The sequence below is a fragment of the Glaciecola sp. 33A genome (genome assembly GCF_002836745.1).
Lineage (GTDB): Bacteria > Pseudomonadota > Gammaproteobacteria > Enterobacterales > Alteromonadaceae > Glaciecola.
Map to the genome: position 1 here is coordinate 67767 of NZ_PJAR01000036.1, position 24889 is coordinate 92655.

At 40.6% G+C, this 24889-nt stretch carries 22 protein-coding genes and 1 tRNA gene; 10 read left to right on the top strand and 13 right to left on the bottom strand.

Annotated elements, in window-relative coordinates; translation table 11 throughout:
- Positions 1–4 precede the first annotated feature (4 nt).
- The 5 genes from pheS to thrS form a co-directional block, all read right to left on the bottom strand.
- On the bottom strand, positions 5–985 hold the full coding sequence (gene pheS, locus CXF81_RS07510) for a phenylalanine--tRNA ligase subunit alpha (protein ID WP_101180754.1): 981 nt from the start codon (positions 983–985) through the stop codon (positions 5–7).
- A 282-nt stretch (positions 986–1267) separates the two neighbouring features.
- Positions 1268–1624 (bottom strand): 50S ribosomal protein L20, encoded by a 357-nt coding sequence (rplT, locus tag CXF81_RS07515; protein WP_006012480.1) that lies wholly within the window; start codon positions 1622–1624, stop codon positions 1268–1270.
- 23 nt (positions 1625–1647) lie between these two features.
- Positions 1648–1845, bottom strand: a complete 198-nt coding sequence (gene rpmI / locus CXF81_RS07520) for a 50S ribosomal protein L35 (RefSeq protein ID WP_081585818.1) — start codon at positions 1843–1845, stop codon at positions 1648–1650.
- 112 nt (positions 1846–1957) lie between these two features.
- Positions 1958–2503, bottom strand: a complete 546-nt coding sequence (gene infC / locus CXF81_RS07525) for a translation initiation factor IF-3 (RefSeq protein ID WP_101180756.1) — start codon at positions 2501–2503, stop codon at positions 1958–1960.
- 89 nt (positions 2504–2592) lie between these two features.
- Complete coding sequence (gene thrS / locus CXF81_RS07530) at positions 2593–4509, bottom strand: threonine--tRNA ligase (RefSeq protein ID WP_101180757.1); 1917 nt, start codon at positions 4507–4509, stop codon at positions 2593–2595.
- Positions 4510–4768: 259 nt separating this feature from the next.
- Between thrS and CXF81_RS07535 the strand changes: the two genes are divergently transcribed.
- The 6 genes from CXF81_RS07535 to CXF81_RS07560 all read left to right on the top strand — a co-directional run bounded on the left by CXF81_RS07535 (position 4769) and on the right by CXF81_RS07560 (position 11975).
- Positions 4769–5401, top strand: coding sequence for a hypothetical protein (locus CXF81_RS07535; RefSeq protein WP_198556344.1), 633 nt, complete (start codon positions 4769–4771; stop codon positions 5399–5401).
- Positions 5402–5405: 4 nt separating this feature from the next.
- Positions 5406–6431, top strand: coding sequence for a DUF3080 domain-containing protein (locus CXF81_RS07540; protein WP_232771836.1), 1026 nt, complete (start codon positions 5406–5408; stop codon positions 6429–6431).
- A gap of 329 nt (positions 6432–6760) precedes the next feature.
- Positions 6761–8344, top strand: coding sequence for an alkaline phosphatase (locus CXF81_RS07545; protein WP_101180759.1), 1584 nt, complete (start codon positions 6761–6763; stop codon positions 8342–8344).
- A 15-nt stretch (positions 8345–8359) separates the two neighbouring features.
- Positions 8360–10312, top strand: coding sequence for an alkaline phosphatase (locus CXF81_RS07550; RefSeq protein WP_101180761.1), 1953 nt, complete (start codon positions 8360–8362; stop codon positions 10310–10312).
- 200 nt (positions 10313–10512) lie between these two features.
- The gene (locus CXF81_RS07555) at positions 10513–11391 is read left to right on the top strand and encodes a hypothetical protein (RefSeq protein ID WP_101180762.1); all 879 of its coding nucleotides are present in this window, start codon (positions 10513–10515) and stop codon (positions 11389–11391) included.
- A gap of 191 nt (positions 11392–11582) precedes the next feature.
- Positions 11583–11975, top strand: a complete 393-nt coding sequence (locus tag CXF81_RS07560) for a DUF4149 domain-containing protein (protein ID WP_101180763.1) — start codon at positions 11583–11585, stop codon at positions 11973–11975.
- A 478-nt stretch (positions 11976–12453) separates the two neighbouring features.
- On the opposite strand, the gene CXF81_RS07565 is transcribed toward CXF81_RS07560, so the two are convergent.
- The 4 genes from CXF81_RS07565 to CXF81_RS07580 all read right to left on the bottom strand — a co-directional run bounded on the left by CXF81_RS07565 (position 12454) and on the right by CXF81_RS07580 (position 16339).
- Complete coding sequence (locus CXF81_RS07565; RefSeq protein ID WP_101180764.1) at positions 12454–13590, bottom strand: RNA polymerase sigma factor; 1137 nt, start codon at positions 13588–13590, stop codon at positions 12454–12456.
- Entirely contained in the window at positions 13590–14498 is a 909-nt protein-coding gene (locus CXF81_RS07570) for an alpha/beta fold hydrolase (protein WP_101180765.1), read from the bottom strand. The genes CXF81_RS07565 and CXF81_RS07570 overlap by 1 nt, the downstream gene beginning before the upstream one ends.
- Before the next feature lie 451 nt (positions 14499–14949).
- A tRNA-Val gene (locus CXF81_RS07575) sits at positions 14950–15026 on the bottom strand.
- 233 nt (positions 15027–15259) lie between these two features.
- Positions 15260–16339: a patatin-like phospholipase family protein gene (locus CXF81_RS07580; protein ID WP_101180766.1), complete on the bottom strand. Its 1080-nt coding sequence runs from the start codon at positions 16337–16339 to the stop codon at positions 15260–15262.
- A 221-nt stretch (positions 16340–16560) separates the two neighbouring features.
- Here CXF81_RS07580 and CXF81_RS07585 point away from each other — a divergent pair, with 221 nt between their 5' ends.
- From CXF81_RS07585 to CXF81_RS07600, 4 genes are read left to right on the top strand one after another with little or no spacing between them, the layout of a single operon-like run.
- Positions 16561–16944, top strand: a complete 384-nt coding sequence (locus CXF81_RS07585; protein ID WP_101180767.1) for an ACT domain-containing protein — start codon at positions 16561–16563, stop codon at positions 16942–16944.
- A 49-nt stretch (positions 16945–16993) separates the two neighbouring features.
- A complete protein-coding gene (locus CXF81_RS07590; protein ID WP_101180768.1) occupies positions 16994–17338 on the top strand; it encodes an ArsC family reductase in 345 nt (114 codons plus the stop codon).
- Positions 17338–18465 carry a succinyl-diaminopimelate desuccinylase gene (gene dapE / locus CXF81_RS07595; protein WP_198556345.1) on the top strand — a complete coding sequence of 376 codons (1128 nt, stop codon included), beginning with the start codon at positions 17338–17340 and terminating at the stop codon, positions 18463–18465. Before CXF81_RS07590 ends, dapE begins: the two co-directional genes overlap by 1 nt.
- Positions 18462–19139: a M15 family metallopeptidase gene (locus CXF81_RS07600; RefSeq protein WP_101180770.1), complete on the top strand. Its 678-nt coding sequence runs from the start codon at positions 18462–18464 to the stop codon at positions 19137–19139. Before dapE ends, CXF81_RS07600 begins: the two co-directional genes overlap by 4 nt.
- A gap of 133 nt (positions 19140–19272) precedes the next feature.
- Here the strand turns inward: CXF81_RS07600 and CXF81_RS07605 are convergent, their stop codons facing one another.
- The 4 genes from CXF81_RS07605 to CXF81_RS07620 form a co-directional block, all read right to left on the bottom strand.
- Entirely contained in the window at positions 19273–19692 is a 420-nt protein-coding gene (locus CXF81_RS07605; RefSeq protein ID WP_101180771.1) for an HIT family protein, read from the bottom strand.
- Positions 19682–20734 carry a succinylglutamate desuccinylase gene (astE, locus tag CXF81_RS07610; RefSeq protein WP_101180772.1) on the bottom strand — a complete coding sequence of 351 codons (1053 nt, stop codon included), beginning with the start codon at positions 20732–20734 and terminating at the stop codon, positions 19682–19684. The genes CXF81_RS07605 and astE overlap by 11 nt, the downstream gene beginning before the upstream one ends.
- Positions 20735–20775: 41 nt before the next feature.
- Complete coding sequence (locus CXF81_RS07615) at positions 20776–22092, bottom strand: bifunctional diguanylate cyclase/phosphodiesterase (protein WP_101180856.1); 1317 nt, start codon at positions 22090–22092, stop codon at positions 20776–20778.
- Positions 22093–22242: 150 nt separating this feature from the next.
- The gene (locus CXF81_RS07620; protein ID WP_232771837.1) at positions 22243–24825 is read right to left on the bottom strand and encodes a glycogen/starch/alpha-glucan phosphorylase; all 2583 of its coding nucleotides are present in this window, start codon (positions 24823–24825) and stop codon (positions 22243–22245) included.
- Positions 24826–24889: the final 64 nt, after the last annotated feature.

Genomic DNA, 24889 nt, shown 5'->3' on the forward strand with positions numbered 1-24889 from the left:
TGTCTTACTTAAATTGCTTGAGGAAACGAAGATCGTTCTCGAAGAATGCACGCAAATCGTTAACGCCATAACGTAACATGGTTAGACGCTCAACACCCATACCAAAGGCAAAGCCTGTATATTGCTCAGGGTCAATATTGACCGCTTTGAGCACGTTTGGATGAACCATTCCACAGCCCAACACTTCTAACCATTTACCGTCTTTACTCATTACATCAACTTCTGCTGATGGTTCGGTAAAAGGAAAGTAAGAAGGTCGAAAACGAACCGTCATTTCTTGTTCAAAAAAGTGGTTTAAAAAGTCGTGCAATATACCTTTCAACTCCGCAAAGCTGACTTTTTTATCAACCATCAAGCCTTCCACTTGGTGAAACATTGGCGTATGTGTTTGATCATAATCGTTACGATAAACCCGACCAGGAGAAATAATTCTTATTGGTGGCTTTTGCGCTTCCATCGTGCGAATTTGCACACCCGATGTTTGTGTTCTTAGCATCACGTCAGGATTGAAGTAGAAAGTATCGTGATCTGCTCTTGCTGGGTGATTTGCTGGAATATTCAAAGCATCAAAGTTATGAAAACCGTCCTCGACTTCTGGACCGGTTTTTACCTCAAAGCCCAAATCACCAAAAAAAGCTTCAATACGAGCAATGGTGCGGCTAACTGGATGAAGATTACCAACTTGCTGTGAACGACCGGGAAGTGAAACGTCGACCGACTCCGAGACCAATTTTTCATTCAGCTCTGCTTCTTGTTGCGCTTTCAACTTCGCACTTATTAATCCTTGCACTGCTTGCTTTGCTAGATTAATTTTTTGGCCTACTGCTGGACGCTCCTCGTTAGACAACTTACCCAATCCTTTCATTAGGTCGGTTATTTTGCCTTTTTTCCCCATATAGGCGACACGAACCGCGTCTAATTCAGCTGGGGTGTTAGCATTTTCAACCGCTGAGCGCGCTTCTTCTATGATGGCTTCAAGCTCCATTACTTCCTCTTCTTGAACGTTGGGGTTTGTTATGGCTTTTTCAAACTACAAACTCATATTATCAGCCGCGCATTTTACACGTTTTTAATCGAATTTACGCAAGATTTTTGAAGATAAACAAGGATTATTGCGGATTAATTGATATTGCTTGTGGCGTTAAGACAAACGTTTTTTTGGTCAGTGTACGCAATCACTTTATACTCAGGATCAAAAAAGCGAGCTTCCTGCTCGCTTTTTCAAAAAGAACTTAAACTCGCTAACATTGTTAGCTTGGTTAATGAATTACGCTAATGCGCCTTTTGCTGCTGCAACTAGTGCAGTGAATGCCACCTTGTCGTGTACAGCGATGTCAGCCAGTATCTTACGGTCGATTTCAACAGACGCTTTTTTCAAACCGTTGATGAAACGGCTATAAGACAGTCCGTTTTGACGTGAGGCTGCATTGATACGAGCAATCCATAATTGACGGAATTGACGTTTCTTTTGACGACGGTCACGGTATGCATACTGACCCGCTTTCGTTACCGCTTGTACCGCAACGCGATACACTCGGCTACGAGCTCCGTAATAACCTTTAGCCTGTTTTAGTACTTTTTTGTGACGTGCGCGTGCTACTACACCGCGTTTTACTCTAGCCATTGTTCAATCTCCTAATTCTAAGTTTATACGTATGGCAACATACGTTGTATAAGAGCATGATCACTGCCGTGAACAAGTTTCTTAGCACGTAGATGACGTTTACGCTTAGAACTCTTCTTGGTCAAAATGTGACGCAAGTGAGACTGTTTACTTTTAAAGCGACCGGAACCGGTTTTTTTAAACCGTTTCGCAGCTCCGCTGTGGGATTTCATTTTAGGCATTGCTAAAACTCCGCATTGTTAAATGTCTAACTAGGTTGCAGACCCTGTTAGTGGTTCATATTTAGCAGCAAGGTGAGACTAAGTGTGCAGCTTAACCTACTTTAGACCATTACTACTTCTTGAGTGGGGCAAGCACCATGATCATTTGACGTCCCTCTACCCTATGGGGGAAAGATTCGCAATTAGCAATGTCTTCTAAATCGGTTTTAACGCGTTTTAGTAAGTCAATGCCGATCTCTTGGTGAGCCATTTCACGACCGCGAAAGCGTATCGTTACCTTGGCTTTATCACCGCCGTCTAAAAAGCGACGCAGGTTGCGCAGTTTTACCTGGTAATCGCCTTCATCAGTGCCAGGGCGAAATTTAATCTCCTTGACCTGAATTTGCTTTTGCTTCTTCTTCTGTTCTTTCTGTTCTTTACTCTTTTCGAATATGAACTTCCCGTAATCCATTACTTTGCATACGGGTGGGGCTGCATTGGGACTAATTTCTACAAGATCCAAGCTTGCTTCATCAGCAATACCTTGAGCCTCAGCTAATGAGACGATTCCTGCTTGTTCACCGTCTTTGCCTATCAATCGAATTTCAGTGGCTGTTATTTCATCATTAATACGAGCTTTATCGCTCTGTGCTTTATTATTAGCGCCTTTAATTTGCATTTGCTCCTAAACATTAAAAAAAACTGAGCAGCTTTTTTATACGTAAGCTGCTCGAATCGTGCATATTATACCTATATTTAAAATTCCTGCTATGGAATTTTTTTACTTTTAATCTCACCTTGCAAAAGTGTTACTAAATCCACTACTGACATGGTACCTAAATCAATACCTTTTCTGGTTCTAACAGCAACCATACCGGACTCTTTTTCCTTTTCTCCAACAACGATAAAGTACGGTACTTTACGTAGAGTGTGTTCGCGTATTTTAAAGCCTATTTTTTCATTGCGCAGATCAGATTTTACTCTGATGTCAGCTGCTTTTAGTTGCGCTACTACTGATTTGACATAGTCTGACTGACTGTCAGTTATGTTGGCAACGACGACTTGAGTTGGCGCCAACCATAAGGGATATGCACCAGCAAATTCTTCAGTTAAAATTCCAATAAAGCGCTCAAGTGAACCCAAAATAGCACGATGGATCATGACGGGAGTTTTACGCTCACCATCTTCGGCTACATAGGTGGACCCTAAACGACCTGGCATTGAGAAATCCAGCTGCACCGTGCCGCACTGCCATGGTCTTTCTAGGCAGTCATATAGAGTAAATTCAATTTTAGGACCATAAAAAGCGCCCTCACCCGGTAAATATTCGAATTCAATATCGTTTGCTTTCAGCGCATCTGCTAGTTCTTTTTCAGACTTGTCCCAGACTTCATCCGATCCAACTCGTTGTTCAGGGCGGGTAGACAATTTAACCGCAATGTTAGTAAATCCAAACGCAGCATATGTGTCGTAAACCATTTTAATACATTTGCTTACTTCTTCAAGAATTTGGTCTTCTGTACAAAAAATATGCGCATCGTCTTGGGTAAATCCACGTACCCGCATCAAGCCATGCAGAGAACCACTTGGCTCGTTACGGTGGCAACAGCCAAATTCAGCCATTTTTAGGGGTAAATCTCTATACGATTTTAAACCTTGATTAAATATCTGAACATGCCCTGGACAATTCATGGGTTTAATTGCATATTCACGTTTTTCAGATTCTGTTGTGAACATGTTGTCAGCATATTTATCCCAATGACCAGATTTTTCCCAGAGTGAGCGATCCATCATTAAGGGTGCTTTCACTTCATCGTAATCATATTCACGCAATTTTTGACGCACAAATTTTTCTATCTCAGTATAAATAGTCCAACCATCATTGTGCCAAAACACCATTCCGGGCGCTTCGTCTTGCCAATGCCATAGGTCAAGCGTTTTGCCAATTTTACGATGATCTCGTTTTTCAGCTTCTTCTAGTCGCTGTAAGTACCCTTTTAATTGTTTTTTATCAGCCCAAGCCGTGCCATATATTCGTTGCAACATTTTATTGTCACTGCTACCATGCCAATATGCACCAGCCACTTTCATTAGTTTGAAGTGTTGGCAAAATTTCATATTTGGCACGTGCGGTCCACGACACATATCGACATATTCTTGGTGATGATATAAACCAGGCTTATCATCTTTGGCTATATTTTCGTCAAGGATTTGTATTTTATACATTTCGTCACGAGACTCAAAAGCATCTCTCGCTTCTTGCCAACTAACAACGTCCTTAACAACTGTGTAGCCTGTTTTTGCCAGCTCCATCATCCGCTTTTCAATTTTTTCAAGATCGTCTTGATTTAACGGTTGGTCTAAATCAACATCGTAATAAAAACCATTATCGATAGTTGGGCCAATCGCCATTTTAACATCAGGGTAAAGTTGTTTGATTGCATGTCCAATCAAGTGAGCGCATGAATGGCGAATAATTTCTAAGCCTTCATCGTCCTTAGCAGTAATAATTTGCAACGTTGCATCTACATTTATCATGTCACTCGCGTCAGCTAATTCGCCATTTATTTTACCGGCAATCGTGGCTTTAGCTAGCCCTGGACCAATGTCCATAGCGACGTCTACAATTGAAACTGGGTTATCGAAACTACGCTGGCTTCCATCCGGAAGAGTAATGACTGGCATAAAAATCCTTAACAGTGGTGACACCTACGATGTGCCACTTGATATAAATAGTCTAAAATGACGTATAATAAAAATCGGTGGTTTACTGCATAAAAGTGGTCACCGAACTCGGAGAAATACTTGCAGGTCGACGATAAAGAAGCCAATAAGCACCTAAAAAAGTAAATTATACCGATATGGTTGTCAAACATGCAATTATTAACTCATGTTAATTCGACATAACAAGGCATAAAACCCTATTTTAAGAGAACACGATACTTTGAAGAAGCCATTTACCGTCATTTGTAGCAATAGAAAGCTGACACTCATGTATGTTTTGCCTATGTTAATTTGCTCTTTGTTTGTCAGCGCGACAGAGGAAAAACCGAACATTGATGTGTCCATTAACGATATCGAAGGAAAATGGCAAGTTGAAGCAAAGATGCAGACCCAGCTTTCCGCCATCGAGTTTATAGAGCTACTTGAAAGTACTCCACAGAGTTGCGCATGGATGCATAATTGCAAGTCGGTGATATTACTTAAGAAACCCAATGATAACACAAGAGAAATTCAAACTCGATTTGACAGCCCATGGCCATTTAGTGACCGATTAATATTAACTAAATCGGTCATAGAATTTAATCAAAGTCGAACGGAAGTAACAGTATACGTGAGTGAATCTGATTTATTACCCTCAGCGAAGGACCTAGAAAATAGCGTACTAGTAAAACACCCAAGCGGCACATGGCGTGTGTCGCTTGTGGGTACACAATATGAATTAAGCTATGTTGGCTCAGCGGATGCTGATGTTTTTATTCCTGCTTTTATGTTAAAACACACCTTACTAAATTCAACCACGAAGACATTCGAAAACATCTATGCTTTATCCCTGAAGCTAGATGAGGGGTCGTAGTAAAATGAGTAGCACAACACGGAATAAAACGGCGCTGAGCCAATGTTTTTTGTTAATTTTCTTGATGTCATTACTGCAATCGTGTCAGCGCCATCAAGCTTTACCAAACGCCTTAGAAAATTATAGTGAGCGAATGTATAAAGTATTAGACCTTGAACAAAAGGACATACCCACGTTTGCTACCCTTGAATTTCCAAATAAAAACGCTTTTGCCGTCGACATACCTGAGTTAAATATAAAAATGCGTGAATTTTATGCGATTGAAGGTTGTGCAATAAAACAATTGGTCGCTGAACGAAATACAGCCTTAGGTAAAATTCAACTTCCCTCCGTGCGCCTTAGCTATGAGTGGGTCCTCATCGAACGCTTACAACAGTGTATTAACAGTAATGCAAATAAACAAACCGACGCCGTTATTGAAAAAATGCAAGACTGGGTATTACAAAAACAAGCTATATTGCCTTTAAACTGGGCAAATATGATGACTCAGAGTAATGAGTTTTATCTAGGGATTAGTTCGTCTGCAGGTTTTATTGAGGGTAACGAGAATGATAATTTTACAGACGGCTTATTTGATTTAAAAAACTTAATTGCGATCAAAGATGACCCTAGCGCCAATATAATGGAAATGGAAGCCAGCTTACAATCAATTGCAAAACACCGTATTTATGCCCGTCTGTGGCGCTCACAATTACTGCTGCGCAATTACCTTAACGAAATGACAACCGATATATCGCAATGGGCACTCACATTTACTTGTAAAACTAACCAGGACAAGGAAAAACTAGCCATTGTGCGCAATGTATTTACCCTATTTTTTATTCAAAATGTGCAAGCAATTGGCGCGCAAGTTAATCACTATCATTATCTTTTAAAACCTGAGTTTTTAAAACTCAGTAATGATGATCATTTACCAAACAACTTCACATTGATAATAGAACAACATAATCAGACACAATTTGATGAATACCAACAGGCAATGCTGACTCATATAGAGATGTGGCAAGGTATTTTTAACAAGTGTGATTAGCCTTTAGAGCCCCTATTTAAGAAATGTAGTATCAGCAAAAGTGCCGCTTACTCGCCATTTATCAAGCAACGGTCATCCTACCTCTATCATCTCAAATCTGCCGTTATTTGCATCTGAGCTGATAAAACATAAAAGTGCAGGCTTGCAGTCACAAAAGCGTAATAAATGATTCATAAAAGCGTAAAATCACTGTCATTTTTTGTTCCTTAATTGTTCATTTTTCTGTCGTTTAATTGTCATATTTACTTTCTAGTCTAAAGCGGTCAAATGAAAACTTATTTTCATTGATTAGCGCTAAATCGATCAACTTGGATTGTCTAGGAAAAATTATGAATTTTATAAGAAAGATAGCGATTTGTTCACTAACAGCGAGCCTAAGTGCAATTGCTGCAGCAACACCATTACCTGAACATCAAACATCAAATGTCTGGTATACAGATGCGCAAAGCAAATTGCTGGAAAAACTACAAACTAACAGCCGCTTTAAAGCCAAAAATGTCATTGTATTTATTGGTGATGGAATGGGTATTTCTACACTGACATCTGCGCGTATTTTGCAAGGTCAGCTAAATGATCAGCTTGGCGAAGAAGGCTACCTCAGCTTCGAGAAATTCCCTCATACAGCGCTTGTCAAAACCTATAACGTTGATGCACAAACGCCGGACTCTGCCGGCACTATGACCGCAATGATGTCAGGATTGAAGACTGACGTCGGGGTTATTGGTGTTGATGAAGATATTGTTCGCGGTGACTGTTCTACCGTTGCTGGCAACGAAGTTATTACCGCACTCGAACTAGCCGAAATTAAAGGTTTAGCCACTGGCATTATTTCTACCGCGCGTATTACTCACGCGACACCCGCAGCAACTTATGCTAAGTCTGCAGACAGAAACTGGGAAGACATATCTGATATGCCTGAAGCAGCCGTATTATCTGGCTGCACAGATATTGCAGACCAGCTAGTCAATTTTGAACACTATTTAGAAGCTCGCTATGCCGGTGTAGATGTAGACGGTATCGATGTCGCTTTTGGTGGTGGTCGCCGCCACTTCCTGCCGAAAGATGAGGCATTCAATAGCCCCGATGCATCTAGTGCTGTTGAGGGTGATCGTACCGATGGACGCGATCTGACTGCGGAATGGAAAGCAAAATACCCTCAGGGTAGCTACGTTTTTGATCAAACGGGGTTTGACGCAATTGATGCAGCAACCACAAAACAAGCATTTGGTTTATTCAATGAGTCGCATATGCAATATGAAGCAGACCGCCAAAATGATATCGCCGGCGAACCTAGCTTGACGCAGATGACGGAAAAAGCCATTGATATTCTCGATAATCAAGAAAAAGGTTTTTTCTTAATGGTTGAATCCGGTCGCATTGATCATGGTCATCATGCTGGCAGTGCCTATAACGCGCTAACAGATGCGATTGAATTATCAAATGCAGTAAAAAAAGCATATGACATGACCAACAAAGAAGACACTCTCATCTTGGTTACTGCTGACCACGGTCACGTTTTCACCATTGCAGGGTATCCGAAGCGCGGCAACCCGATCCTTGGAAAAGTAGTTGGGGTAAATTCTGATACACCAGCACAGGACGCCGAGGGACAACCTTACACAACATTAGGCTACACCAATGGTCGTGGCATGATGGACTTGGGAAGTGAAACAAACGCTGACGCAGGCTATGCAATGGAGATTAATGCAGGACGCAAAGACATCTCGGCAATTAACACTGAATCTCCCGGTTTTCACCAAGAAGCGTTAGTGCCATTGACCTCTGAAACTCATAGCGGTGAGGATGTAGCACTGCATGCAAATGGTCCAGGAGCACAGTTAGTTCAGGGTGTTATTGAGCAAAGTGCTTTATTTCACGTCATCAACCAAGCGCTTGATCTTATCAACCAATAATTAGGAAAAATTAGCATGAAATATTTAAAATTCAGTCTTATCGCTGTTGCCGTAATTGGATTAAATGGTTGTTTATTAGAAGGCGATGACGGCAGTAATGGAGTTGAGGGTGAGATAGGACAAACGGGCGCAGACGGTCAAAATGGTTCACCTGGCGCAAATAGCTTAGTTAAGCAAACCAATCTTGCTGTTGGCGATACCAATTGTCCAAATAGCGGTGTGCAATTTGACTCTGGTATTGACACAGATGCCAGCGGCAGCTTAGAAATCAGCGAAATTACCAACACAAGCTACGTGTGTGTTTCTGGGGTTACATCAGTGAGCTCTACCCAGCTTCTTAGCAGTTTGAATAACGACTGGTTTATTGACGGAGCAGCACTGGTTTCTGAGAATAAAAATACATGGCTCACCGCGACCAGTGGCACTGGTGTACAGAGCAACTTACCTGATACACAGCAAGTAACTTCCTATGCAACGAATAGCTCAGCGCAACAAGCTGCCTTAATTCAACAACTAAAAGGGTCAGCTAAGAATGTAATTTTGTTTGTTGGTGACGGCATGGGCGTCTCTACGGTGACTGCATCTCGAATATTGGAAGGTCAGCTAAACGGCCAATTAGGCGAAGAAAACAGCCTTTCTTTCGACCGCTTTCCGTTTGCCGGTTTAGCAAAAACCTACAATGTCGACGCACAAACACCTGATTCAGCAGGCACAATGACAGCGATGGTAAGTGGTGTTAAAACCGATGTAGGTGTCATTGGTGTTGACGAGGATATTGTCCGCGGAGATTGCTCAACCGTCGCTGGAAATGAACTTATTACCGCTCTTGAACTTGCAGAGTTAGCAGGTAAATCGACCGGTATTATATCCACGGCTAGGATCACCCACGCAACGCCAGCAGCAACTTATGCTAAGTCCGCCGACCGTAATTGGGAAGATATTTCTGATATGCCCGACGCTGCTGTAACCGCAGGCTGTAAAGACATAGCCGAGCAACTGATTAACTTTGAGGTGAATTTGGAAGCGCGTTTTGACGGTGTTGATGTGAATGGACTTGAAGTCGTTTTTGGTGGTGGTAGACGTCACTTCCTACCAAAAGACGCCGCCTTTAATAGCCCCGATGCGGCCAGTAATGTAGAAGGAGATCGTACCGATGGACGTGACCTAACAGCGGAGTGGTCTTCCACCTATCCTGCAGGGTCTTATGTATTTGATCAAACTGGCTTTGATGCAATTGATACCAATATAGCAACCAATGTATTTGGCTTGTTTAACGAATCTCACATGCAGTACGAGGCCGATCGGAGCAATGATATTGCTGGCGAACCTAGCATTGCAGAAATGACTCGCAAGGCTATTGCAATTTTGGACAACAATCCAAAGGGCTTTTTCCTATCGGTTGAATCTGGTCGTATCGATCATAGCCATCATGCTGGCAGCGCTTATGGTGCATTAACTGACACCATTGCGTTCTCGGAGGCTATTGCAATTGCTGATGAAATGACCAATGACGAGGACACACTAATTATTGTGACCGCCGACCATGGTCACGTATTTACCATTGCAGGATACCCGAAGCGCGGCAATCCTATACTAGGTAAAGTTATTGGTGTTGGTCAAACAGAAGCGACACTCGCTGCTGATGACAAACCTTACACCACTCTGGGCTATACCAATGGAAGAGGTTTCCAAAACTTAGGCAATGAGATTACCAACGCCGATGCCGCTTATGCTATGCCAATCGCTGCGGGTCGCCACGATTTAACTGAGGTAAATACTGAATCTAGTGGTTTTCATCAAGAGGCGTTGGTGCCATTAACCAGTGAAACACACTCAGGTGAAGATGTGGGGATCTACGCCAAAGGACCGGGCGCTTTTTTAGTCAATGGTACCAATGAACAGCACATGATTTATCACGTGATGGACTTTGCTAGCGATTTAACAGGTAAGGCAAATAGTAACTTATAATTCAGCCTTGAAGTAAAGCGGATGTTTAACCATCCGCTTTTTGTCGTTGAGCCAATGCAGTCTGATTATTATATACCCATTATTAATCGATAAATTATAAACAATTCAATTATAACCAGATCAACGGCATCAATTAACGTTAGCTGCGTTGCTACGCTGAATTGAGCTATAATTAAAATGAAAACGGACGACCACACACTATGAAATTTTTATTCTTATTGACACTAAGATCGATACAAAACCTGAATAACAAGCGCCTTCTAATCGTCGGTATCATTGCGTTTAGCACCCAAGCCTATGGTAATTCAACGATTGGCGCTGAGACGCCGTTAAAGCCAACGTCATTATCATTATCAATACAGCACCAATGCAGCGACCCAGCTTCATCAGCGAGTCACCTTATTGCAGAGTATGAAATTGTAAAGTATGCAATTGTAAAGAGCGATACCTCGAGTAATAAACTAAACCAAGCTATACAGCTAGTATTAGTTAGAAACAGCAACGAAGTCGCGCATCAATACCCTCAAACCGAGATTACTGAGTCTTGGCAATTAAATCACGCGGAACAGATAAAAAGCGTTCGATTTTTCGATAAGCATGCACGAGCTATTGAATATCAACCGAATGAAAGAGTGCATGGCAAAACAGAAACCGACTGGTCTTATCGCAATCAATTGATAAGCGATTCACTGCTAAATAAATTTACAACTACAAAGGTAAGTAATGAGGGTTGTAATCGGTTAGAAAGTAAAACCTATACTAATCGTCAGATTACTATGCATCTTACTTGGTTTTCTGAGCTACGTATTGTCAATACCTTTAGTATAAAAGATAAGCAATCTGGTGCTACGTTAGAGTCATGGTCTTTGCAATCGATTCAACTAAGTAGTGACCAGATCACGCCTTTTTTCAAGACTAGACATGGCTATTTAGCAACTGACTTTGCTGATATTGGTGATGACCATACTGACCCCTTTTTGACCAACATGATGAACTTGGGTTTTATAGAATTTGGGGCTTCGGGGTTTTATGATACTCAAGGAAACGCCATGACTGATAACAAAGGCCATGCCCACTAAATTTTCAGGTGCAAAGTAGTTAGGATAAAAATCGAAGAAAGAAAAGCAAAGCGAACTTCTATTTGCGTTTGTCGGTATATAAGTTATCAAGTGTTTTTTAGATTAAGACGCTTGAGTATCAGGTATTGGATATACGAGCTCATTTATCTACGCTTATCATTTGCAATTAACAAAAAAAGAGAACCGCAAACATGTTTGACACAATTCAGTTAGTTTTACTATCCGTCATTTTTGGTGGAATGGTGACGTTCCAAATTCTTTTTGCGCCTTTGGTTTTTATTAAACTAGGTATCGATACCGCTCGACCTTTTATTAGAGCGTTCTTTCCTTTCTACTATCTGTATTTCTCTATTTTCAGCTTCGCTTATTTAATTGTTTGTTTACTGGCAAGTGATGGTATTCAAGCCATTATTGCAGGTGTTGCATTGGTGGGCTTCTTGATTTCCCGCCAAATATTAATGCCAATGGCAAACGCAGCGTCTGACAGTAGTCAAAAATCAAAATTTGATTTATTGCACCGAGGGACAGTAGTAATCAACACGCTGCAATTAGTCGCTTTTTTTAGTGCATTGGTATTGCTGTAAATTTGTGGTTTTAGTCTTTAGCCTGCTATCTGTTTTTGTCTTAGTAATAGATTTAGTTAATTGTTGGTGAACAATAAAGTAGTCAGTCATGGTCTATACAAGCAGGCATTAACAACTTGCTAGACGAAGACTATTACAGCAGAGTCAAAAATGGTGGTATTGGGCCAGCTACTGAGCGCACAGTTTACTTTGGTTTTATATATCGACTGTAAATATTAACCGAATTAGCTATATTGAACGTCACTCTTGGTGCATTGGATGATAGTCCCGTGCACTATTTCTTGGTTACTTTACTCTTTATTGTATAAATAGAGCATCAAAATACTGAGCACAAAGTACCTAAATAACGACTTATCAACATCTTCTTATACGCTTATCTTACTTATAATGTGTGGTACATCGTTAAATTACACTATCAGAGTAATTAAATGAATCATCTCGAATTAGTAGAAACGGAAGCCTTCATTGCGAGTGGTTTTTAGAACACTAAGCGACCACTGGCGATCAATCCAATCAAAAGTCCTGAAAAACCAGTTGCCATACCAACCGACAGACATAAATAATTAACGACTATGACTACTTTACTTGCTTTTTTGCCTGCAGCATTCGCTGCATGCGTGTGAATTAAATTCATAGTGCGCACCATTAACAAAACGACGCCTATAGCAAAGCCTGAATAAGTGAAGACGGGTCCAATCCATCCGCTGGTAAACTCGTATCCCGCTGTAATAATAAATCCCCACGCAATTACCCAGGCAATGGTTTCGTTACGATAGCGCTTAAGCAATTTTTTGTGCGATGCTTGCCCGAGTTTTTTCATCGCTATATTAGATGACCAGATTATGGCAAAAACGGCTATAAACGCGCCTAATAAAGAGCCGCCAACCACCATTAAAAACTTCACCAAAAAGCTAGACACCGGCTTACTAGTAGCGCCAATACTGGCCGCGAGGGTCGCCGCTGCAATTGGTGCCGAAGGTACAAGTAAACTCATTACTAATGCACTAAATCCTAATGTAGGCGCTGTACTATAGATATAGGCACTAGCTGTTTTTAAGAGCTTAACTTTGAGCGTTTGGCGAACTCTCGATAGCTTTTTTCGCACATTATCCTCAGTCAAACTTAACAATACAGCAACCTGCTTACTCGATTTTTCTTCACGATAATAAAGCAATATAATTTCACGCTCTTCTTGAGCTAGTTCATCAATAAATTTGCGTAGCAAAAGCTTTTTATTGTTTATGTAGAGCTGTTCCTCGCACTCCATTTTCGGATCAGCAAGTTGTTCCAGAATAAGGTCATATTGAACAGAATCGAGCTTGTCTTTTATTTTATTGTCGCGCAAAAAATTGAAGGCGGTGTATCTTGTACTTTGCCGAACCCACGGTAGAAAGCTACTTGGGTTTTTTAACTGATTAAGATTTTGCCATACCGACACGAACACTTGTTGTGCGACTTCCTCGCTATCATCTATATCTTTTACAATAGCTAGCGCAATCGTGGTGACCAAGTTTTGGCAGTGTTTTATAAGGCGCTCGTAGGCGTGCATATCGCCGTTTTGAGCCAGCAATACGTCTTTCACTAAAAGACTCGACTGCTCTATTGAGTGCTCCATTACTCTTCTCCTAAAAACTGCGTAATTTGCTGACTAACCCAATCAAGGTCATCAAAAAACATAAAATGGCGAACCGTCGTATTCATAACAACTTTTGCGTTATTAACCTTTTCGAATTGCTGCCAGTACAGCGCACTAATCTGTTCATGTTGAGCCTCCTGCATAACCCCTCCAGACGCGCCAAGCATCAGAATATGCGTATTTGAATGTGTTAAAAGTTTACGCATATCTGTGGTTAGTGCATCAAATATAGCATTGCCTACCGTCACTGGATTCGACTGCTTAGCCATATCAACAATTTTCCCTTGGTCGCTGGCTGATGTGGCTTGAATAGATACTCCTTGTTGGGTTTGCACTGCTAATTGGTTCTTACTCATATTTGCATACATGGCTCTGATATTTTGGGCTTGAGGCATCATCATATCGACAGTTGTTGAGTTTGTACGAGTAAAAATAGGACCAATAAAAGGCAGCCCATCTATTGAGACCAGCTTACCTATTTTATCTTGATAATTACTTGCGAGCATAAAACCAGTTAGACCGCCCATGCTATGCCCTACTATATGTGGTCTTTGTAAATTATTATTATCTATATACCTTAATAGGTCTTGTACTAAGCTGGTTAAGCTGAAATTATCTCCACCCGGTGTACTCGCGAAACCTTTTACCGAAACTAGGTGAACTTCATAGTGAGGTGAGAGTTCCGCCGCTAAGTTATTAAACACGCTAGCGTCAGACATTAGCCCAGGAATTAGAATTAGTACTTGGCCTTGGTCTTTTCCTTTTATCTCAACTTCAAAAGATCCTTGATCGGAAGCGTGTAATTGAAAGCAAAATAGTAAAACGCAGAAACCCGTGATGAGTTTAATTGTGTGGGGTTTAAAATGGACCATATTAATTATTGTCATTAGTATTTCTACCTGTTGCAGAGTTTAGATGAATAAGAAGTTTCATTCATTTCATACTCTAGTAACGGTGAACAAGAAAAGTGTGACATTCTTTTAGCCACCTATGCTGCAGAATCATGCGATGATAGAAGGTATGCGACATTAATACTGGGTTAGCTAATTTGGTATCCTAATCAAGATACCATTCAACGTTTATAGGTGCCTTTTTTCCTTTCTATAGTCATCAATAACGTATAAAAGTTCAACGCCAATAGTAATCTGTTCTAATCAGAGTGTTAGAACAATAAACCACGTCTGTGAAATATGCAGTATGGCTTGATTTCGTTGATGCTTAAATAATTGACTGATTGTTGAATTAGCTTGATGACAAAGGAAACAATTTGAATAATATACTTGCAGAGAATGGACTACAGCAACCCACTTGGAAATCGGCAAAACAGCGTTCAAGGGATGGTACGACTACCCAGACTCGAACTGGGGACCTCTACCATGTCAAGGTAGCGCTCTAACCAACTGAGCTATAGTCGTAATGCAATTAAGCGGAGCGCATAATAACGATGCATATAAAAATGCGCAAGCGCTTTTTTTAAATATTTCGCTTTAAGACCATAGAAACCTCAGCTATTTTAAATTTATAAAGCATCCAAGAACTTATGTTACTTCTTCAGCCACTGGGTAGCCAGTTCATATTAGACGACGTCGGTATCTGCTTCTCTTTACTTTCAAGTGATCTTTCAAGTGATTATGAGCCTTAGCCGAGCTTACGATCGAGATTTTCGGTGTAAATCTATTGGTTTGATTTTTGCCATGATATCGTCGTTTTGTAAGTGGTGTAAAAACGCGTCTGCAAGGCGATCAGATTGCTTAATTGTCTCAAGCCAATAGGTAATCCTTTGCTGCGCCTCCATCTCCTCAAAATCTTTTCTATCTGGAATTTTAGAGTATGGCAATTTAGCAATAAATTCTTGACTGGGTACTAACATAACCACATTTTCATAACTGCTCTGATGGCATTGCCTACCCGGCACATTTTTATCAAACCATCCTGGTGTCGGCGTAGCGTAAAAATGAGGGTAGAGCACCAGTTCAGACTGCTTAAAAGCAAGGTCAAAGTGATAGTCAATAATGCCACCATCTCGATAAATACCGGGCTTTGCATTAGGTATATCTTTTATCCCTTCCAAAACAATTGGGATTGAGCCTGATGCCATTAGCGCTAGTACATAATTTTCTTTATCAAGTGCATAGTAGTCTGTCGGGAAATCATAGGGGTCTATAAACAAGTCTTTTTTGGGTCTTGCTGAAAAAACGGCGCGCGAAAACTGACTTGCAATAGATTTTCTCTTCATCATGTTTTTAGCAGCAGCCACCGATAAACCTAAAATTTGCGACAGTTTTTTTTCAGAACCAACAAGACCATGACAATGCTGAACAAAAAAATGCACGTTCTTTTTGTTTGAATATAGCGCCTCACAAATACCGGTTTCACCGAGCATTGCATGCAATAAATCGTAGCCCTTGAGCGTAATTTCTTTGGCATCCGGTTTTGCAGAATAAACAGTATTCGCATAATTCGTTGCTAAGCGGTCAATCGCTTCGGCGGGCCTATCTTGCGCTAAACAGGCCGCTCTAAAAGCCCCTGCTGAACTCCCCATAATATCTATGGGCGTTTTGTTGGCATCAAGAAATTCTGGGAAGATAATTTTATCTAAGCCTGCTAGTACGAACCATTTAGGACCGCCGGAAGCCCCCAAAAAACCACCAAACAGTCCAGCATGAAACCCCTCTTCTTGAATTCGTTTGCGCGCAACGCTACCCGCATAAATATTAAGTAAAGACATGTATCCCTGATTCTTTTTGTTCATTTTGTGCGAATAAAGGCCATAGTTTGCGCTAAAACTAACCGTAAATACAGACCTGCAGGACTATTTTTAAATATTAATAAACTAAGTGCACGTAATATAGCCAATTACTATTTACTATTTAAAACATGGCGTTATACACTTAGGCATAAGTCGCACACAAGGTTATCCACAACTTCGGTGGATAAGAGGGAATAACATTGGCAAAACAAACACTTTCAGTTCTTGACTCTACTTTTACCATTCATTCTTTGAGTGAAGAACAGGCAATTCCGGCAGCCGTTCTTAGTAGTGATTTTTATTTTATCGGCAAAACACATGATGAATTGTCGCTCGTGGTAAAAGAGGATATCGTTATTGACGCTATCGAGTCTGATTATGATTGGCGGGCACTTGAAGTGCTCGGTCCCTTGAATCTATCAATGGTCGGCATAATGGCTCAGATTAGTGCGGTTCTAGCCGCTGCTAAAATTAGTATTTTTGTTGTTTCAACGTTCGAAACAGACTACTTTTTGGTAAAATCAGAAACGCTATCAAAAGCCGTAGCCGCATTAAAGAAAGCTCGGTATGACGTAATACAATAAGCAATTTACGTCATATTGATAAACACACGAATATGAAGGATACAAAAAAGTGACAACGCTATATGGCATATCTAACTGTGACACAATAAAAAACGCAAAGAAGTGGCTTGAATCTAATCAAATAGATTATCAATTTCATGATTATAGAAAGGATGGTCTTGACCAACAGTGGTTAATCAACACTGAAGCCAAGGTCGGTTGGGAAAATATGTTAAATAAACGTGGGACCACTTTTCGTAAATTATCCGAGGAACAAAAAGACAATATCGATAGGGAGGCAGCACTCGCACTTATGTTTGAACTTCCAGCCATGATAAAGCGCCCTATTTTGCATACCCAAAACAGTTATTTTGTTGGATTTAATGCCGACAATTACAGCAAGGTGTTTGCCTGATGCGTGATGTAATTAAAACAACCATCGATTTAGTATCGCGCCAATCAGTAACGCCACATGACGAAGGCTGCCAAGGTTATATGGATGCCATTCTATCTCCTCTTGGCTTTACAAATGAATCTATGGTTTTCGAAGATACGACTAATATGTGGTCACGCAAAGGCAATACTAAGCCAGTTTTTTGCTTTGCTGGGCATACAGATGTTGTACCAACAGGTCCCGCAACGAAGTGGAAATATCCTCCGTTTGAGCCGACCATCGATAGTGGTTTTATTTACGGTCGAGGCACTGCCGATATGAAAGGCAGTTTAGCCGCAATGCTTTGCGCTACTGAGCGCTTTGTAAGCGATTATCCAGACCATAAAGGGTCAATTGCATACCTCATTACCAGTGATGAAGAAGGTCCTTTTATCAATGGTACAACGAGAGTTATAGACACCTTAGAAGCGAGAAATGAAAAAATTGATTACTGTATTGTAGGTGAACCTTCAAGCACGCTAAAAACCGGTGATACTATCAAGAATGGTCGTCGCGGCTCGTTAACTGGAGACCTCATAGTTATAGGTATACAAGGACATGTCGCCTACCCTCATTTGGTAAAAAACCCGATACACGCAATTTCGCCGGTGTTAACTGAGTTAGCATCCACAACATGGGATCAGGGTAACGATTCTTTCCCACCAACTAGCTTCCAAGTATCAAATATCAATGCAGGCACAGGCGCTGGCAATGTTGTGCCCGGGACAGTTGAAATCTGCTTTAACTTCCGATTTTCAACAGAAGTTACCGACCAACAATTGATTGAGAGAGTCGTTGCCTTATTGATAAAGCACAGCATTGAGTATGAAATTAAATGGACGTTTAACGGACAACCGTTTTTAACACCCAGAGGCACATTAATTGACGCTGTTGTTGATAGCATTAAAGAAGTAACTGGAATAGACACTGAGTTATCTACGGCTGGAGGCACTTCAGATGGGCGTTTTATTGCACCAACGGGTGCACAAGTTATTGAATTAGGTCCTGAAAATGCAACCATTCATAAATTGAATGAATGCGTTAGCATTGAAAATATTAAGACCTTGGAAGACGTATATTACGCAACATTGGTTCGTGTTTTAGCATGATTACAGTACAACAAATACTTGGCCTAAATGATCAGCATGTGGTTTACATTGATGATAAACATCAGTTACAACCTGCCGTTATCAGTGCCTTTTTAAAAATGCAAGACGCCGCCAAGCTCGAAGGTCATGATTTACAGATCGTGAGCAGCTACCGTAGCTTTTCAAAACAAGCCAGTATTTGGAATAGAAAGTGGAAAGGCGAACTGAAATTGAACACCATCGATAGTAGAGTACTTGAGACGGCGTCACTGGACGACACACAAAAAATGCATGCCATCTTACTCTTCTCAGCGCTTCCCGGCGGCAGTCGCCACCATTGGGGCACTGACTTTGATGTATTTGACCGCAGCAAAGTTGATGCGTGTGGCGCTTCTTTTGAGCTTGTTCCGCAAGAATATGAGGACGATGGCCCATGTGCTGATTTAGCTAAATGGATACAACATCATGCGGCCAAATTTGACTTTGAGCGCCCTTATCCAGAATATGTTGGCGGCGTTGCGGCTGAACCTTGGCATTTGTCTTATAGCCCAATTGCGGCGGGCATTATTAGCTCATTTTCAGTTGAGTTATTGCGTCAACAATTAATTGAATCAGATATCATGGGCTTGGACACTGTATTGTTACATCTCAATACTTTGTTTGAGCGTTACACTTTAAATAAAGGAATTAAATGAGCATCTACGCTGGCTTAATGTTGCTGTCACCGTTGTTGCACTTTACCTCATTGTTAGTGTGACGGCAGCCTTACTCAACCTTAAGCGTTTCATTTTTCTGCATAGAATATGAAGGGTCGCAAAAGCGACCCACCTAGATAACTTGCTGCTGCTTTAACAATTCACAAATCTTTTCACTCAACGCCACTTGTTTATTCTGCTGATAACCTATCATAGGCTGACGCCCCCAAACTGGCGAAGGCCAAGCAATGTCGATTTTAAAGCGGCAAATGTGATGTACGTGCAGTTGCGAAACGATGTTGCCAATAGCGGCTACATTTAGTTTGTCAGGACTAAAGCCGCTTTTTAAAGCTCTGCTGAGCATCCCAGATTCTTTCCATAACTCAGTTTGTTGCGCTTCATTCAGCGCTATAATTTCTGTTACATTATTGATTTCTGGAATTAACACGCACCAAATAAACTGCCGGTCATTTATCAACCGAACTTGAGAGAGAGATAATTTACATACCCAGAAACTGTCACTCTGTAAACGTTTATCTAATTCAAAGGTCACAAGGCACCACCGTTAATAAGGCTCGCTGACCTAATGCCACATTCGAATTTGGAAAAACTACCGCTTCACCATCTTCAAGTGTTCGATATTCAATGTCACCATCGGTAGCTAATAACGTGCCTTTTTTAAAACCCGTAAAATTAGGAAGGTCGTCAGCAAAGTGCAACGCAAAATCAGTGGAGCGCTTATCAATAACCTGTTTAACATCATATATATGCATTGGACATTCTGAAAGCACGGGTAAAACAGGCTCTTGTTGAGTGATGAGTTGCGTCAACATATCAATCACATGAGTGAAGCTCTGCATGTTGTTTTCACCAAAAGGCTTGACCTTACCCAACTCCACAGTAAAACCATGCGTAAAGTAATTAAGCGAAGTGTAATAACTAAAAGTAGATGTAGGTGATTGCGAGAGAAGGATCGTATTGACTGCACAGGCCGACAAAAACCGTAACTGTTGTTGGTTATATTCGTGTCCATGCAAATAGGGATAAACTGCGAATTTCTCGTTTTTTGACTCTCTTATCGCTGTATGTAAATCATAATGAATACGCGTTGAAACTGCATGTGATGAGGGAGTGACAGAATCAGAATTAAAAAAACGCTTAACTTCACGCTTTATCTCTTGCGCGCGCAGTTGCTCCTGATTGTCGGTAGATAACGAATCATTAAATAATCTGTTTAGGTTTTCTTGAATAAATCGTTCGCCTATATTCATTGCAGGTAAATTACCAAATATGAACATAACTCGATGTTTTGATTGAATTTTTTCGCATAGTAAGTCTTCGACTAATTTATCACAAATCTCAATTGGTGCGGTTTCATTGCCGTGAACACCTGATGAGAGCAAAACTGTCTTTACTGCGCTTATATTTGCTGCGCTTATACTGGCTGCGCTTGTAAAAGGCGGCTCGAATGTGATGATGCCTGCACAACAAATTTCAACTTTTGTACCATTATTGAGCTGAAATTTCTGATTGTTTTGTAGAGACTCAGGTGAAAATCTTGAGCGCTCTAAGAAGCTAATTGGATTGGTTAACATGTTTCTTAATTACGGTGATTAAACACCCCATAATGATAACATTAACCCGCTGCTATTCGCACCTTATCTGCCAATAACTGTTCAAAATTTCCGATTTCACAAAGCCTAATAAATGCGTCAAAATTGACTGCTGGTGAAAATAAGAATCCCTGTCCACTATAAATCCCTAACTCTTTTAGAATATTTAGTTGCTGAACGGTTTCTATGCCTTCGGCAACTACTTCACAGTTTTTAGCATCACAGATGAGTTTTGTTGCCTCAACGATCGCTTTATTGACCGGATTTTCTTCAAGTTCCATAACAAATGTCTTGTCGATTTTAATGGCACTTAAATGCAAGTCACGAAGAAACGATAAGTTCGAATAACCTTTTCCAAAATCATCCATGGATACGTTTACACCCATTAAACGTATTTCGTCTAATTGCCTTTTCACCATTAGAGAGTTAGAGAGTGCAACATCTTCAGTTAATTCAAGCTCAAGCATATTTGCCTGTATTTTATGACGTTGGATTAGATCTGATAATAACTTTGGCAAACCGACATCATATAACTGGCTAGGTGACAAATTAATAGAAATAGAAATATTGATCCCGAGGCTGTTTAATTGCTCCACTCTGTTTAACGCACTTGATATTGTCCAATGCCCCAGCTCGTTCATCATATTGTACGATTCTGCAGCCTCAATGAGCGATCCCGGAAACAAAATACCATCCAATGGATGATTCCATCTGAGCAAACATTCAGCGCCGATAATTTTGGTCGTTAATAAATTCACTTTCGGTTGAAAATAAAGTTCTAATTCGTCATTGTTCATTGCACGGGTTAAGTCTGCTTTTAAAGCTAGACCTCTGCCTGTCACTGAATTTTCGTTGTCGTTTACAAAACTACAGTTCTGATGCTTATTATTTTTCGCTTGTTTTAACGCCGCTTCAGCCAAGGATATCAGTTTTGTTGCTGTCACATTCTTATGGGTGCGGCTTGCAATACCAACATTAAAATCGGCAATGAACGCAGTCCCATTGGTATATAGAGGTGTTTTGAAATGTTCGATGAGGCGTTGAAACTTTGTTCGCATTACCGATTCACTTTGGTGCCCTTCAAACACTAAACCAAAAATATCACCACTGACCCGCCCTAGGATCAAATCTTGGCCGAATATCACATGAATACGGTTTACAATTTGCAGTAAAATCTCATCACCGGCTTTGTGGTCGAAGGCAGAGGATACATCTGAAAACCGCATGACATCCACAAGCATTAGTGAAAAATAAGAATTTGAGTCTGCAATGCCTTCAATGATATCGATAAAGTGATATCTGTTCGAAAGCGTGGACAAACTTTGGTGCTTTTTAATCATAAAAAACTGTTCGCCAAAAAAAGGTGAAAATAGATGCTGTTGAATTTGCATTGTTTGTTTACGATACAACAAAACAGTCACTATGATAAACCTTTCATTACAAAAGCCAACAAGAACTTGGCTTTTGTTATCCAGTAAACACTTTTTTACTTATTCAACGGTGCAAGGACTTAATTTCCAAATTCGTTCTACGTAATCAGCAATCGAGCGATCTGATGTAAACTTACCCATTTTCGCTGTATTCAGAATAGCCATTTTAGCCCATCTGGGCTTGTCTCTATATGCCATATCTAGGGCTTTATTGGCTTCGCTATACGACTCGTAATCAGCTAAACACATATAGGGATCGCCACCTGACAACATACTGTTTTTCAATGAAGAAAGAGCACCTGGGTGGCCTGGTGTAAAGTGGTCGGTGTCTAACCAATCTAATACTGCCTTTACTTCATTATTTTGATAATAAATATCAAATGGGTTGTACCCTTTTCTCGACAGTTCACTTACTTCGTCCACAGTCATACCAAAAATAAAGATATTGTCATCTCCAACTTCTTCAGCAATTTCTATATTCGCACCATCCAATGTGCCTATAGTAACGGCGCCATTCAGCGCCAACTTCATATTTCCCGTACCTGAGGCTTCTTTACCTGCCGTTGATATCTGCTGCGATACATCGGCTGCTGGTATCATTTTTTCTGCAAGCGACACACGATAGTTTGGTAAAAATACGACCTTAATTTTATGATTTACTCGTGGATCGTTATTTATTTTGTCAGCGACTTTATTAATCGCAAAGATAATATCCTTAGCTAAGGTATAGCCAGGAGCTGCTTTTGCACCAAAAATGAAAACCCGAGGATGCATATCGTAACTGGGATCCTGCAACAACCTTTTATACAAGGCCAGAATATGTATTAAGTTTAAATGTTGACGCTTATACTCGTGTAAACGTTTAATTTGAATATCAAAAATAGCTTTCGTATCAACACTGATACCGGTCAGATGTTTTATCTCGGCAGCCAATGCTTCTTTATTTTTTTGTTTTACTTTCATAAACTGATTCTGGAAGGTCGTATTGTCAGCGAAGTCTGAAAGCTTGTTTAAGCGGGTTAAGTCAGACGGCCAATCGTTTCCAATTTTCTTTCCAATAAGTTCGGATAATAAAGGGTTGCATGCCTTTAACCAGCGACGAGGCGTAATGCCATTGGTTACGTTTGTTAACTTGCCAGGCCAAAGTGCTTCAAACTCAGGAAACAGATTCTGTTTAACTAATTTCGAATGAATTTCGGCTACACCATTCACGGCAAATGAGCCAATAACAGAAAGATTCCCCATTCGTACCATTTTTTCTGTGCTTTCTTCGATAATAGAAAGTTTGGCTTTTATCACATTATTACCAGGCCATTTTTTTTCAACGAGTGAAAGAAAACGATGATTGATCTCATAAATAATTTCTATGTGCCTTGGTAAGATTTTTTCAATCATTCTTACTGGCCATCTTTCTAACGCTTCAGGCAGCAAGGTATGATTTGTGTAGGCGAATGTTTTGGTACAAATACCCCACGCGGTGTCCCAATCTAGTTCTACCCTATCAACCAGTATTCTCATCAGTTCTGGAATGGCAATAGCAGGGTGGGTATCATTGAGTTGAATAACAACCTGCTCAGAAAACCTGCTCCAATCATCCCCATGAGCCCGTTTATAGCGACGAATAATATCCTTCAATGAGCAAGCACAAAAGAAATACTGCTGAATTAAACGCAGTTCTTTACCCGCTCTAGTTTCATCATTTGGATACAATACTTTTGAAATAGTCTCGGCTTGTATATTTTCTCGCTGAGCATCAACATAACCACCGGAATTAAATACATCCCAATTGAAATAATCAGACGACTCACTTTGCCACAAACGCAGTACGTTGACTGTTTTTGCACCGTAACCTACGATTGGAATATCCCAAGGAACGCCTTTGACTATGTTACCAGGGTGCCATTCCTTTTTAACCCGACCGTTTGCTCCATATTTGGTTTCAACATAACCAAATAGAGGTACTTCCTGAATTGATTCAGGGCGGCATATTTCCCACGGATTTCCGTAATGTCTCCAACTGTCAGGTCGCTCAATTTGTGCTCCATTTTTTATCTCTTGACGAAATAAACCATGCTCGTAATGAATTCCATAACCAATCGCAGGTAAATCCATGGTCGCCAACGAATCAAGAAAACAAGCGGCAAGACGACCTAAACCCCCATTACCTAAGGCCATATCTGGTTCTTCTTCAAGTACGTCGGTTAGTTCAACCCCTAACTCCTTTAAAGCCGCATCTGCTGTTTCAAACAGATTAAAATTGTGCATGTTGTTAGAGAGTAAACGGCCCATTAAGAATTCAGCAGAAAAATAATGAACCGCGCGCGTATCATTTATATAATGTGTTTTTTGGGTTGTACGCAGGCGCTCTAATACAAGCTCTTGCATTGCTGCACTTGTGGCTTTCCACCATGCATGATTGTTTGCTTTATTTTCATCAGTTCCGAGTGTTGAATGCAAATGTTTCACAATCGACTGTTTGATTTGCGCTTTCGAATAGGTAACTGAAGAGGTATCAGCAGATTTGGCTTTTGTTGATTTTCTTGCTGTTTCTTTAGCAGTTGATGCTTTCACAGGAGCAGCGTTTGCAGTTTTTTTTGCAGATGCTTGTACAGATGAACCTTTGGCTGTTTTGGAATTTGCCATTATTTTATCTCTCTTATTGAAAATAACTACTTGTAATTTTATTACAAGTACTGAAATAAAACCA